This is a genomic window from Galbibacter sp. L-19 (assembly GCF_056857615.1).
The window spans coordinates 125424-138828 of sequence record NZ_JBSXNL010000055.1; the positions used below are offsets into that span (position 1 = coordinate 125424).

General features: G+C 33.2%; 15 protein-coding genes. 9 read left to right on the plus strand and 6 right to left on the minus strand.

Annotation, left to right across the window (positions count from 1 at the left end):
- Nucleotides 1-103 precede the first annotated feature (103 nt).
- Complete coding sequence (locus AC13CQ_RS09925; protein ID WP_474506584.1) at nucleotides 104-1567, plus strand: aminoacyl-histidine dipeptidase; 1464 nt, start codon at nucleotides 104-106, stop codon at nucleotides 1565-1567.
- 222 nt (nucleotides 1568-1789) lie between these two features.
- Here AC13CQ_RS09925 and AC13CQ_RS09930 read toward each other — a convergent pair whose 3' ends face one another.
- From AC13CQ_RS09930 to AC13CQ_RS09940, 3 genes are read right to left on the minus strand one after another with little or no spacing between them, the layout of a single operon-like run.
- On the minus strand, nucleotides 1790-2905 hold the full coding sequence (locus tag AC13CQ_RS09930; RefSeq protein ID WP_474506583.1) for a peptidylprolyl isomerase: 1116 nt from the start codon (nucleotides 2903-2905) through the stop codon (nucleotides 1790-1792).
- Between the two features lie 34 nt (nucleotides 2906-2939).
- Nucleotides 2940-3512: a gliding motility-associated peptidyl-prolyl isomerase GldI gene (gene gldI, locus AC13CQ_RS09935; protein WP_008612623.1), complete on the minus strand. Its 573-nt coding sequence runs from the start codon at nucleotides 3510-3512 to the stop codon at nucleotides 2940-2942.
- On the minus strand, nucleotides 3509-4522 hold the full coding sequence (locus AC13CQ_RS09940; RefSeq protein ID WP_474506582.1) for a DHH family phosphoesterase: 1014 nt from the start codon (nucleotides 4520-4522) through the stop codon (nucleotides 3509-3511). Before AC13CQ_RS09940 ends, gldI begins: the two co-directional genes overlap by 4 nt.
- Nucleotides 4523-4596: 74 nt before the next feature.
- On the opposite strand from AC13CQ_RS09940, the gene AC13CQ_RS09945 reads away from it, so the two are divergent.
- The gene (locus AC13CQ_RS09945) at nucleotides 4597-5625 is read left to right on the plus strand and encodes an alkaline phosphatase D family protein (RefSeq protein ID WP_335588696.1); all 1029 of its coding nucleotides are present in this window, start codon (nucleotides 4597-4599) and stop codon (nucleotides 5623-5625) included.
- A gap of 151 nt (nucleotides 5626-5776) precedes the next feature.
- Nucleotides 5777-6196, plus strand: coding sequence for a nucleoside-diphosphate kinase (locus AC13CQ_RS09950; RefSeq protein ID WP_474506581.1), 420 nt, complete (start codon nucleotides 5777-5779; stop codon nucleotides 6194-6196).
- Between the two features lie 282 nt (nucleotides 6197-6478).
- On the opposite strand, the gene AC13CQ_RS09955 is transcribed toward AC13CQ_RS09950, so the two are convergent.
- Complete coding sequence (locus AC13CQ_RS09955) at nucleotides 6479-6775, minus strand: DciA family protein (RefSeq protein WP_008612630.1); 297 nt, start codon at nucleotides 6773-6775, stop codon at nucleotides 6479-6481.
- A complete protein-coding gene (locus tag AC13CQ_RS09960; protein WP_008612632.1) occupies nucleotides 6775-7188 on the minus strand; it encodes a lipocalin family protein in 414 nt (137 codons plus the stop codon). Before AC13CQ_RS09960 ends, AC13CQ_RS09955 begins: the two co-directional genes overlap by 1 nt.
- A gap of 179 nt (nucleotides 7189-7367) precedes the next feature.
- Here AC13CQ_RS09960 and AC13CQ_RS09965 point away from each other — a divergent pair, with 179 nt between their 5' ends.
- Nucleotides 7368-7529, plus strand: a complete 162-nt coding sequence (locus AC13CQ_RS09965) for a hypothetical protein (RefSeq protein ID WP_008612633.1) — start codon at nucleotides 7368-7370, stop codon at nucleotides 7527-7529.
- A 54-nt stretch (nucleotides 7530-7583) separates the two neighbouring features.
- Here AC13CQ_RS09965 and recF read toward each other — a convergent pair whose 3' ends face one another.
- Nucleotides 7584-8666, minus strand: coding sequence for a DNA replication/repair protein RecF (recF, locus tag AC13CQ_RS09970; RefSeq protein ID WP_474506580.1), 1083 nt, complete (start codon nucleotides 8664-8666; stop codon nucleotides 7584-7586).
- Nucleotides 8667-8872: 206 nt separating this feature from the next.
- Here recF and AC13CQ_RS09975 point away from each other — a divergent pair, with 206 nt between their 5' ends.
- The 5 genes from AC13CQ_RS09975 (at nucleotide 8873) to AC13CQ_RS09995 (ending at nucleotide 13326) form a co-directional block, all read left to right on the plus strand.
- Nucleotides 8873-9652 (plus strand): tetratricopeptide repeat protein, encoded by a 780-nt coding sequence (locus AC13CQ_RS09975; protein WP_008612635.1) that lies wholly within the window; start codon nucleotides 8873-8875, stop codon nucleotides 9650-9652.
- A gap of 62 nt (nucleotides 9653-9714) precedes the next feature.
- Complete coding sequence (gene ribH, locus AC13CQ_RS09980) at nucleotides 9715-10197, plus strand: 6,7-dimethyl-8-ribityllumazine synthase (protein ID WP_008612636.1); 483 nt, start codon at nucleotides 9715-9717, stop codon at nucleotides 10195-10197.
- Nucleotides 10198-10437: 240 nt separating this feature from the next.
- Nucleotides 10438-10731, plus strand: coding sequence for a hypothetical protein (locus tag AC13CQ_RS09985; RefSeq protein WP_008612638.1), 294 nt, complete (start codon nucleotides 10438-10440; stop codon nucleotides 10729-10731).
- Nucleotides 10731-12566, plus strand: a complete 1836-nt coding sequence (mutL, locus tag AC13CQ_RS09990) for a DNA mismatch repair endonuclease MutL (RefSeq protein WP_008612639.1) — start codon at nucleotides 10731-10733, stop codon at nucleotides 12564-12566. The genes AC13CQ_RS09985 and mutL overlap by 1 nt, the downstream gene beginning before the upstream one ends.
- Before the next feature lie 16 nt (nucleotides 12567-12582).
- Nucleotides 12583-13326 (plus strand): rhomboid family intramembrane serine protease, encoded by a 744-nt coding sequence (locus AC13CQ_RS09995; RefSeq protein ID WP_335588702.1) that lies wholly within the window; start codon nucleotides 12583-12585, stop codon nucleotides 13324-13326.
- Nucleotides 13327-13405: the final 79 nt, after the last annotated feature.

Consider the following 13405-nt stretch of genomic DNA (forward strand, 5'->3'; position numbering starts at 1 on the left):
CTCTTAACATACTAATAAGAAGTTATGTTTTCCGACTTTTATAATAGCCTTGTAATTTATTAAAAAAGCAATGCTTATTTTTGTGAAAATCTAAGTTATAAATATGAATTCAGAGATAAGAGACTTACAGCCTAAGGAAGTTTGGAATAAGTTTGCCGATTTAAATGCGGTTCCAAGACCCTCAAAAAAAGAAGAGCAAGTTATTGCTTTTATGTTGGAGTTTGGGAAGAAACTCAATTTAGAAACTTTTAAGGATGAGGTTGGAAATGTTATTATAAAAAAACCTGCAACAGCAGGGATGGAAAACAGAAAAGCAGTAGTGCTACAGTCGCATTTAGACATGGTGCACCAAAAAAATAATGACACCACTTTTGATTTTAGCTCACAAGGAATTGAGATGTTTGTAGAAAATGGCTGGGTAAAAGCCAAAGGAACTACATTAGGAGCAGATAACGGACTAGGAGTTGCTGCTATTATGGCGGTTTTAGAAAGTAATAACATAGCACATCCAGCTATTGAAGCGTTATTTACTATAGATGAAGAAACAGGTATGACTGGAGCTCAAGGCTTAAAAGGTGGGGTTTTAAACGGAGAAATCCTTTTAAATTTAGATACCGAGGAAGATGATGAAATTGATATAGGATGTGCTGGAGGAGTAGATGTTACTGCAACTAGAAAATATCAAGAAGAGGAGACGCCAGAGCGTGTAACTGCCTATAAAATTTCTGTAAAAGGACTCCAAGGAGGACATAGCGGAATGGATATTCATAGAGGTCTTGGGAATGCTAATAAGATTATGAATCGTCTACTTTTTGATGGTTTTGAAAATTTTGGACTCCGAATAGCAGCTATTGATGGTGGCGGATTAAGGAATGCAATTCCAAGAGAAAGTGAGGCTACAATTGTGGTGGAAGAAATGCACCATGATGCATTTGCTTTAGAATTTAACCAATTGGCAGCGGTTATTAAAAAAGAATATAAAACTACAGAACCCTCGTTGTCTATTACTGCAGAAGTTACAGAAACGCCAAGTAGCGTAATGGGAATAGGAGTTCAGGAGGGAATTACTAGAGCTCTGTACACAGCGCATAATGGAGTGTATGCTATGAGTCCAGATATGGAAGATTTAGTACAAACCTCAAATAATGTTGCTCGTGTAAAAATTGGAGAAGGAAAAATAAAAATACTTTGTCTTACACGTTCTTCTGTAGAATCCTCAAAAATTGATTTAGCAAATGCCTTAAGAGCAGCATTTGAATTATGTGGATGTGAAGTAAAATTTAGTGGAGAATATCCTGGGTGGAAACCAAATCCAGAGAGCCCTATTTTAAAGGTGTTAACCGATAAATATCAAACATTATTTAATGAAACTCCAGATGTGGTTGCTTGCCATGCAGGATTGGAATGTGGAATTTTAGGGCAAAATTATCCTGAAATGGATATGATAAGTTTTGGACCAACAATTAAAGGAGCGCATTCTCCAGATGAAAGAGCGCATATTGCTTCCGTAGAAAAGTTTTGGAAATTCTTAAAAGAGATTTTAAAAGATATTCCTGTGAAGGGGTAAATTTAAATTGAAGGTTACAATCCGTAATGAAACAAATATTGCCTAAAAAACAACCCCGAAGATTATATAATCTTCGGGGTTGTTTTTTGTAAATAAAGCTTAAATCTTCATTGAGGGTTTTATTCCCAGAGCCTGTCCTATGTTTGCCGAAGGCTCTACGTCGAAGAGGATTAAATTATTTCCCTTTGAATACCTCGTAGGCTTGCCTTGAGGTAGTTTACTTTATTCTTGGACACCAACCATTTCTAAATCGAATACCAAGTCAGTATTTGGAGCAATAGGCCCATATCCAGCTTCTCCATACGCTAAATAGGAAGGGATAAATAACCTAACTTTATCTCCAACTTTTAACATCATTAATCCTTCTTTGAATCCAGGAATTATAGTTGCATCTGGACTGATAGGCATTGGAGCAGGTTGGTACATTCCTCGGTCTCTTTTTGCGGGATTTACATTGCCAAATTTCTCGGCAATTTCTAAAGAGCTTGTGTCAAAAACATTTCCATCTTCAAAATACCCAGTATATTCTACAAGAGCAGTTTTTCCTACTTTAGGTTTTTCTCCATCCCCTTCTTTAATCATAAGATATTTTAGTCCAGAATCTGCAGTTTCTGCTTTTTCTTTTTGAGCAGCAAACTCGGTAGCGATATCACGTTTAGTTTTTTCGATTGCCTTTTTAGCTTCGGCAGCTTCAGCAAAAGAAGCAGCAAATACTTTAGCAGCATCAAAACCTTTAGCGTCTTTTCCGTTTCTAATAATCTCAATATGCTTAATTATTACAGAATCAATTGGTCTATCTCTCGTCATTGGATCTTGAGAGGTTTTTACATTTGCTATGGTATCTACAATAGCTAAACCTTCTACAACTTCTCCAAAAACAGTATGTTTTCCATTTAAGAAAGGAGTTTCTTTATGGGTAATAAAAAACTGACTCCCATTTGTTTTAGGACCTGCATTCGCCATAGAAAGGATTCCCTTTTTATCGTGTTTTAAAGAATCTACAAATTCATCTTTAAATTTGTAGCCTGGATTTCCACTTCCTGTTCCAGTTGGATCTCCTCCTTGAATCATAAAATCCTTTATAACTCTGTGGAAAATAACGCCATCATAATAAGGTTTTCCTTTTAAAGAATCTATAACGTAAGTGTTTGTTCCTTCAGCTAAACTAACAAAATTACCTACAGTAACTGGGGTTTGTTTATAGAAAAGCTTAACTACCATATCTCCTTTGTTGGTTTGAATATCTGCATATAAACCATCTCCTAAGTCAGGGTATTTAGAGGTAGAGCACGAAACTAGTACGGCAGCTAGGATAAAAATGAAACTTAATTTTTTCATTGTATACATATTAAAATTGATTGTTTTATTATAATTATTCTTTTGAAGTAGTATTTGTGCTATCAATAGCTTTTTGATCGATATCCAATAATGTAATTGTACTTTTTATGGTCTGATTAGTACCTACTTTATCATCATCTCCATGGTAGCCATAAGCTAAGGAAGATGGGAATAAAAAAGTGGCTTTTTCTCCCTTTTTTAATAATTTAACAGCTGTTCTTAAACCAGGAAAATAGTCTTCTTTGTCTACTTTAAAGTCTACAATTCCAATTTCTTGGCTAGAATAAATAGTATCTTCGGCAAGGGTGCGAATATCATAGTTTATTTTAACAACATCTCCTTCTTTTGGAAGGTAGCTTTGTGTGGAATCTCTAGTTATAAAATAATAAGAATATCCATTGGAAGAAGAGTGGTATTTATTTAAAGAATCTATTTTGATTATACTATCTATTAAAGATTCTTCATATTCTAAAAGGCCTTTATTTCTTTCAATAGAAGCTCTCATAAACGACCCCGATTTTACACTTACTGGTCTCCGGGCTTCGGGTTGTTTGCAGGCCATAAATAATAATACAATGGCAAGTAATGGGACGTAGGTTTTTATCATTGTAATTGAGATTTATAATCTTTTAAAACAGATTCAAAATATTTGGTGGTTTCAGTTAACGATAAGTCGCTTTTTCCTCCAGCCGCATTATTGTGTCCGCCTCCTTGAAAATGACTTCTAGAGAATTCATTTACAGAAAAATCGCCTTTAGAACGAAGCGAAATTTTTACGATATCTTCTTGTACACTTTCAATAAAAATAACAGCAAATTTTATGCCTTGTAATGAGAGTCCGTAGTTTACAAAACCCTCGGTGTCACCTTTTTTATAATTGTACTGCTGTAATTCCTCTCTAGAAAGGGTAATGTAAACGGTGTTGTATGCTGGCAATGCTACTAAATTTTTTAAGGCACAACCCAATAAATGTAATTTATCAATGGAATTGCTGTCAAAAATAGCATTATGGATGTATGAGTTTTCTGCCCCTTTATCTATTAGGTTGGCAATAATTCTGTGCGTATTACTAGTGGTTGATGGAAACCTAAAAGAACCTGTGTCAGTCATAATTCCAGCGTATAAACAACTAGCTATTTCGGCAGTAATTTTATTGGTGTCTTTAAAAAAATCAATAAAATTATAGACCATCTCACAAGTACTACTCATTGAAGTATCAGAATACATAAAACGCGCATAATCGTCGGGGGCTTGATGGTGGTCTATCATAATATAATCCCCCTTAAAACTTTCTAATGCATTTGCAACATCGTCAATTCTGCTTAAAGAATTAAAATCTAAAGTAAAAACCAATTCAGCTTCTTTTATTTTTTGAGAAGCCAATTCTGTTTGGTATTCATATTTTATAATATTACTTTCTCCTGGCATCCATTTTAAAAATTCAGGATACTCATTAGGTGCTACAATACTGAGGTCATGCTTGTATTGTGTTAAATAATGATAGAGTCCTAAGCAAGACCCAATAGCATCCCCATCTGGGTTTTTATGTGGTATTATCACTATCTTTTTTGGAGTAGATAGGAGTGTTTTTAATTCTTTTATTTGCGTTTCTTCCATGGTCGGCTAATATACAATTTAATAATATAATACTTAAAAAAGGAATAGTACATTTGTAGTCTTAAACTATATTTATGCGTGTAATTTTTGTTGCGTTATGTGTAGCTATTCTTTGCTGCGGATGTAAAACAGCTAAAACATCTATTTATCCCTTGCAAGGAGATGATTTTGTCATTGCTTTTGGATCTTGTAATAAGCAAGACGAAGAAAACGTATTATGGGATGATGTTTTATTGAATAAACCTTCTGTTTGGATTTGGGGAGGCGATAATATTTATTCAGATACTGATGATTTTCGCCAAATGAGAAAAGACTATGAAGAGCAGCGGTATCAAGATGGTTATAAGGCAATTGTAAAGTCAATGGATGTTATTGGTACTTGGGACGACCACGATTATGGTTTAGGCGATGGTGGTGCCGATTGGGAGATGAAAGAAAAAGCGCAGGAGTTGTTTCTTAATTTTATGAATGTCCCAAAATATGATCCAAGGAGAAAACAAGAAGGGGTTTACAGTTCTAAAACATATAAAACAAAGGCTGGAGATGTAAAAGTAATACTTTTAGATACGCGTTATTTTAGATCTCCACTTACAAAAAATTTAGGAGATAGTGGCAAACGCTATATGCCGAATCCAGCGGGGGTAGGTACAATATTGGGAAACAAACAATGGCAATGGCTTACTAACGAACTTACTAATTCTACAGCAGCTTTTAATATTATTGTAAGTAGTATACAGGTGCTCTCTAATAAACATGGATTTGAAGCTTGGGGGAATTTTCCGAGTGAGGTAGAAAAACTTTTTAAGCTTATAAAAACAAGCAATGCAAAACGAGTTATATTATTATCTGGCGACCGACATATTTCTGAGTTTTCGGAAATTAATATAAGCGATTTAGCGTATCCTATAATAGATTTTACTTCTAGCGGACTTACACATACGTATGAAGCTTATTCAGGAGAAGAAAACCCTTACAGAGTAGGCGAAGTAGTAAAAGTAAAAAGTTTCGGTTTGTTAAAATTGAATATGAAAAATTATCATGTAAAAATGGAGATGAGAGGCGATGGAAATAAGGTTTTAAACCAATTAGAACAAGGGTATTAGGGAGAATATACGGTTAGAATACGTATTTTGTGTTTCCTATGGGAATAAGTCAAATAAAACCCTTACTTTTGCGGCAAAATTAAAAAAGCCCAAAAAGGGCGTTTGTTAATGTGCAATTAACTATAAAATTGCAAAATTTGATTTAAAAGAAATGGCAACAAACAGAACATTTACAATGATTAAGCCAGATGCTGTAAAAAACGGACACATCGGGGCTATTCTTGAAAAAATTACTGCTTCAGGGTTTAATATCGTAGCGATGAAGTATACGCAGTTAAGTAAGCGTGATGCAGAAGCGTTTTATGCAATTCACAGTGAGCGTCCGTTCTTTGGAGAATTAGTAGAATTTATGACTAGCGGTCCAATTGTAGCAGCAATCTTAGAAAAAGATAATGCTGTGGACGATTTTAGAACCTTAATTGGTGCTACTAATCCAGAAGAAGCTGCAGAAGGAACTATCCGTAAATTATTTGCAACTTCTATTGGAGAAAATGCAGTTCATGGTTCAGATAGCGATGAAAATGCTGCTATAGAAGGTTCTTTCCATTTTTCTGGAAGAGAGATTTTCTAAGCAAAAAAGTATAATTATAAAAAAGCTCCATTTTCTTTTGAAAAATGGAGCTTTTTTTGTGATATCAAAACACCATTGTCTAGTAAGAGGAAGTTTACATATTGAAACTTTATTAATGGCAAAGGTTTGAGAAAAATTTCAGGAATATATCTCTTTTGCTATTAAAAATAGAGATGAAAATGTACTTTAGATGCCATCATTTTATGATAGTTACAATTTAGTATTTGCTCTTTTTTTCTGTAGCGAAGCGGTCTTACGTCTTTATCCAGAGAGATTATTTGCTTATCTTAAAACAATACTTTTTACAATTTCTTTTCCTAATTCGTCATTTAACATCTTTACAATTTTTTCCTTTCCATAGCTTAATTCTTGGCGTAACACAGAGGAGGATAAAGAGACATAGAGCGTGTCTTGCTTTAATTGCACTTGTGTGGTGTAGTTGTTTACGCCGTTTCCCATAAGGTTTTGCCAAGCGTTTCGAACGTCCACTTTATCCATGCCTGTCTCTAATTTGTTTTCATTTACAAATTCTTTCAGTGCATCACTTAATGAAATATATTCGTTTCGTCTTTTGGCCATTATTTTAAAGAGAATTTTTCAAAACGTTTGTAATAATAAGTTTTGTCTTGACTGTTTACGATACCAAATCTATCTTTGGTAAGTAAGATTATTTTTTCTTTTCGGACATTTCCATCGTTATTGTACTCAATGTAAAGTCCGTCGTTTTCTTTTTTTATACTGAAGTTTTCAAACTCTTTCATGTTAAGAAACCTTCCGTCTAATCGAGGCATTACTTTTTCTTTTGTTCCAGTAGAATCTTTTAATTGCCAATAGTCAATCACAGTATTTACTTTGTAATCTTTATTTTCTCCGGAAGGGAATGTAACTTTTTCAATTTCCCAATAGCCATTAAGAAGCGAGATGTCTTCGATTTGCGTTTTGTTGCAGCTTAAAAATATACTGCAAAGAATGATAAGAACTCTAATTTTCAAAGCTAAGTTTTTTGGAAAAACAAAGGTAGCTAAAAGTTGTTGGCTAAGTGAAATTTGAAAGGATAGATTTTTTAAATGTAAATTAGCGAATTAGCGATTTTTTAAATCAACACATTTTCAAATCATTAAAAAGCTTTTATATAAGGATATTTTTATATTTAGCTAACCAAAATTAAACAATGAACAAAATAAGAATCATAGGACTGGCAATATTAGTAATCGGAATCTTAGTTCAATATATTGCAGATCAAGAGGGAACAGATTTTATATCAGGGATTTTAATAGGAGTAGGAGCTGGATTATTAATAGCTGGAAATTTAAAAAGGAAATCTAGAGAATAATTTTTTAATGTAAATTATCAAATTAGCGAATTTTCAAATCAACCAAAAACTTTTCTATTTTAAAATAATCATTTTATAAGACTGATGTGTTTGTTTAACAACATTTTCGGTTCTTTCGGCATGGGTATCACTTATAAATATTTGTCCGAATTCGTCTTGATTTACTAGGGTTATAATCTGACTCACACGATTTTCATCAAGTTTGTCAAAAATATCGTCCAAAAGCAAAATAGGAGTGTGTCCAGCTTGTGCTTTAATAAAGTCAAATTGCGCAAGCTTTAAAGCAATTAAAAACGATTTTTGTTGCCCTTGACTTCCAAATTTCTTGATAGGGAAATCTCCTATTTCAAAACTTAAATCGTCTTTGTGGATTCCTACAGAAGTATATTGTAAAGCTTTATCTTTATTCAAATTTTCTTTAAAAAGGGTGTTGAGGTCTTTTTCTGTTAACCGACTTTGGTAGCTTAAATTAATTGCTTCTTTTCCACCAGAGATAGAGGCATAACGCTCTTTAAAAATAGGAATAAAAATGTCTAGAAAATCTTTGCGTGCTTCATGGATTTTATGCCCGTAATCGTGTAATTGGTCGTTGTAGACTTCAAGAGTATCAGCATTAAAAGTATTGTTGAGTGCAAAATATTTTAAAAGCGAATTACGTTGCGCTAAAACTTTATTGTAGTTTATTAGATTTTGTAAATAGGATTTATTGCTTTGAGAGATAACACTATCTATAAATTTTCGGCGTGTTTCACTTCCTTCAATAATAAGGTCTCTATCTGCAGGAGAAATAATTACAAGCGGAATAAAACCAATGTGTTCGGATAATTTGTCGTAAATTTTTCCGTTGCGTTTTATAATTTTTTTCTGCCCTTTTTTTAAGCTACAAATAATTCTTTCTTCTTTTTCATCTCTTAAAAATTCCCCATCAATTACAAAAAAACTCTCCTCGTGTTTAATGTTTTGAGAGGCAATTGGATTGAAATAGCTTTTTCCGAAGGAAAGTAAATAAATAGCATCTAGCGCATTTGTTTTTCCAATACCATTTTGACCTACAAAACAGTTTATTTTAGCATCAAATTCAAAACTTTGCGAATCGAAATTTTTAAAATTTATAAGCGATAATTTTTGTAATTGCATTTGTAGGATTCTACGGAATTATTTTTTCAGTTAAAAATAAATAGTAATGTTATAACATAGCTAAATTAATAGACTAATGGCGTTATTGGCAAATATAAAACGACGAAATTAGTAAAATAAAAAAGACAGATAAAAAATAATAAAATAAATTCCCTTTCCTATTTGAATAAAAATTTTATTTTTGCGAGGCTTAATAAAATATAGATATGGCAACGTATAAGAAAAGAGGCTATAAGAAACCAACGAAAAAGGAAGGAGATCTTTTGGAGAACGAGGTGTACGATGGTGAAAGTACTACAGAAGAAGTATTTAATACATTAAACGAAAGTGCTAGCAAAACAGAAGAGTGGGTTGCAAGTAACCAAAAGTTTATATTGGGTGGAATAGGAGTTGTAGTGCTTTTAGTGCTTGGGTTCTTGGGATACCAACAGTTTATTTTAAAACCTAAAGAGGCTGAGGCTTCTAATGAAATGTTTTTTGCGCAACAATATTTTGATGAGGCTGTAAATAGCACTGCAAAAGATTCGTTGTACGGATTAGCATTGAATGGAGCAGATGGAAAATATGGTTTAATCGATATTATCGATAATTACGGGGGTACAAAAGCTGCTAATCTTGCGCATTATAGTGCTGGAATGGCATTTTTAAATACTCAAAAGTATGATGAAGCAATTAAATATCTTCAAGATTTTAAATCTGATGATCCAATTTTAAGTGCTTTGGCAAAAGGAGGAATTGGAGATGCATTTGTGCAATTAGGACAAGAGCAAGACGGTTTGGAGTATTATGAAAAAGCAATTGCTACCTCTGAAAATGCTTTTACAACCCCTAAATTTTTATTTAAAGCGGGTGTAATTTCTTTACAGGCTGGAGATGCAGCTAAAGCATTAAAATATTTCAATAGAGTAAAAAATGAATATAGCGATTCTGAAGAAGGAAGAACTATAGATATTTATATTGGAAAAGCAGAAACGCTTAAAAAGTAATTGGTTGGTTGTTCCTTTATTAATGTAAATTGATATTGAATGATTAACTTAGCGTAAAAAGTATGGCTACAGAAAATAAAAATTTATCAGTATACGATAAAGCTACAATCCCAAATGCGAAAGATTTTCGATTTGGGATTGTTGTTTCAGAATGGAATTCAGAAATAACAGAAGGACTATGTCAAGGAGCTATGGATGCTTTATTGGATTGTGGGGCTGTTGTAGAAAATATCATTCGTTGGGATGTTCCAGGAAGTTTTGAGCTTACATATGGAACAAAGAAAATGATTAAAAAACACGAGCCAGATGCTATTATAGCTATTGGAAGTGTTATTCAAGGGGAGACTAAGCACTTTGACTTTGTTTGTGGAGCTACCGCAGAAGGGATAAAAGATCTTAATGTTAAATATGATACCCCAGTTATTTTTTGCGTCTTAACCGATAATACCATGCAACAAGCCATTGATAGGAGTGGAGGAAAGCATGGAAATAAGGGTACAGAGGCTGCTATTGCTGCTATAAAAATGGCTGCTTTAGGAAATTAATATCTTCTAGTTTCTAGGATTCCGTAATAGAATAATTATATTTTATTAGAGAGTCCTTAGTAATAATTTAGTTAGCATAAATAACTATTTTTCTTAACAACTTTTAGGATTTATAGGTGGTAAGTCTATTCCTTTTTGAGTAATTTTGATATTTATCGCAATAAATTTATATTGTTGATTGAAGAATTTTATTTTTCAGTCAGATAAACATTTACATTAAATTTAAAAAACCATAAAGCTGTGAGACTTCCTTCACTTTTTAAGACAAGCGCCAATAAGTCGTATAACTATACGCCAAGGTATTATGATGAAAGAAAAGAGCGTTTAGAAGAGCTTAAAAAGAGCAAAGAGAAACGTTCTGATGAGGAGTATTTTAAGGGGTATAGGAGAAAAGCATACCGAGATGATTGGAAAACGGTACGTTCTACTTCTTCTAGTATGAACTCACGAATTCGTTTTATAGTTATTTTAATTTTCTTACTAATGTTTGCAATGGTAGCGGTACGATATATTAATTTAGATAAACTTATTTAATGGCAGATATTATTCAGCTTTTACCAGACCATGTTGCAAATCAAATTGCAGCGGGGGAAGTGGTACAAAGACCCGCTTCTGTTGTTAAAGAACTTATAGAAAATGCAGTTGATGCAGGGAGCACTTCTATTAAACTAATTATTAAAGACGCTGGGAAAACACTTATTCAAGTAGTAGATAATGGTAAGGGAATGAGTGTTACCGATGCCAGAATGTCTTTTGAGCGCCATGCAACTTCTAAAATTAAAGCAGCAGAAGATTTATTTCAATTACATACAAAAGGGTTTCGTGGAGAAGCATTGGCTTCTATTGCGGCAATTGCTCATGTAGAAATGAATACCTGCCAGGAAGGAGATGAGGTTGGAACACAACTTAAAATTGAAGGAAGTAAAATTGTAGATCAAGGAGTTACAGTAACTCCAAAAGGGACTTCTTTACTGGTTAAAAATTTGTTTTTTAATATTCCTGCACGTAGGAATTTTTTAAAATCGGATACTGTAGAGCTTCGCCATATTATAGATGAATTTCAAAGGGTGGCTTTGGCGCATCCCACTATTCAGTTTGATTTTTATAATAATGGGAGTGAGCTTTTTAACCTTCCAGCATCCAATTTGCGACAACGAATTGTGCATATTTTTGGAGGGAAAACAAATGAAAAATTAGTTCCTGTAGAAGAAGATACAGAGGTTGTAAATCTGAGTGGGTTTATTTGTAAACCTGAATTTGCAAAGAAAACACGGGGGGAGCAATTCTTTTTTGTGAATAATAGATTTGTTAAAAATTCATATTTACATCATGCGGTTTGTTCCGCTTTTGAAGGACTTATGAAAGAGCAAACCCACCCTAGCTATTTTTTATTTTTAGAGGTAGATCCTTCTGGGATTGATATCAATATTCATCCAACAAAAACAGAAGTTAAGTTTGACGATGAGCATGCTCTTTACGCTATTTTAAGGGCTTCTGTTAAGCATAGTTTAGGGCAATTTAATGTGGCTCCAGTGCTTGATTTTGAGCGAGATGCCAATTTGGATACGCCTTATAATTACAAAAGTAAAAATGCAGACTTTCCAACGGTAGAGGTAGATGCAAATTTTAATCCGTTTGAAAAAGAAAGCAAAGGAGGGATTTCTGTTGGATATCAGAAAAGAGAGAAACCGCAGGCTAGTTGGGAGAATTTGTATGTAGGTCTAGAGCGAAAATCAGATTTTAGTTCTATTGAGTTAGAGTCAGAAGAAGTTACCGGTTCTTTGTTTAATAATGAAAATGAAGAGTTAGCTGCAACTACGTATCAGTTGCATAAAAAATATATTGTTACTACTATAAAATCGGGAATGGTTATTATAAACCAACACCGAGCACATCAACGGGTGTTGTATGAGCAATATTTAAAAAATATTACGGTTGATAAAGGGGTGAGTCAGCAATTGCTATTTCCTTTAATTTTGAGTTTTTCGAAAACTGAAATAGCATTATTGAAAGAATTAAAAGACAGTTTAGAAAATACAGGATTTTTATTTTCTAATTTTAAGGAAGATGAAGTGGAGGTAAGTGGAATTCCTTTAAATATTTCTGAAAGTGAAGTAGCAATTATAGTAGACCAATTGTTATCAGATTTTCAGTCGGAAGTGCCAGAGAGTTCATTGTCTCAAGCGGATATTTTAGCAAAGGCTATGTGTAAAACATTAGCAGTAAAAAGTGGAGAATTATTAAATATAACATCTCAAGAAGCGTTAGTAAATAATCTTTTTGCAACCAAAGAGCCAACAGTGTCCCCATTTAATAAGCCTACATATATTACAATGACCGTTGAAGAAATAGATAAACGATTTTTATAAAATTAAATTCCAAGTAATGGGAAGAATTACCGATGCAGTAAAGCATTTATTAATTATTAATGTGTTGTTTTTTATTGCAACACAGCTTATGGGGCAGCAGATGTACGATTTGTTTTCACTGTGGTTTCCTAAAAATGAACATTTTCAACTCTGGCAGGTTGTTACTCACATGTTTATGCATGGAGGTTTTATGCATATTTTGTTTAATATGTATGCTTTATGGGCTTTTGGAACTCCTTTGGAACAAATGTGGGGTAAAGGAAAATTCTTTTTCTTTTACTTTTCTGCAGGTTTAGGAGCCGCTTTAATACATACACTTGTAAACTATTATTATTTTAATGAAGGGATGCAAGCGTTGGTTGAGCAAGGTTATAATCAAGCAGAAATATTGAACATTCTTAGTCAAGGAAAGTACGACACTTCTTGGGCTAATGTGATATCTGAAAGTACCCTCCAAAATTTTATAGGTTCTTATATGACGCCTGCTGTAGGAGCGTCTGGAGCCATTTATGGAGTTTTAGTAGCTTTTGGAATGATGTTTCCTAATGCAGAATTGATGCTGATATTTTTACCTATTCCTATAAAAGCAAAGTATTTTATTCCAGTAATTATTGCCTTGGATTTATTTTCTGGGGTAACAGGATATTCTATTTTTGGACAAGGAATAGCACATTTTGCGCATTTAGGAGGTGCCTTGTTTGGTTTTATAATGATGTGGTACTGGAAACGAAATCAATTTAACGGAAATCGTTGGAATTGATTTTTATTAGATAGAGATAAAATATAGAATTACAACATGCCAAACCTTTTAATAATGGGGTTATAGTATTTTACAGAAA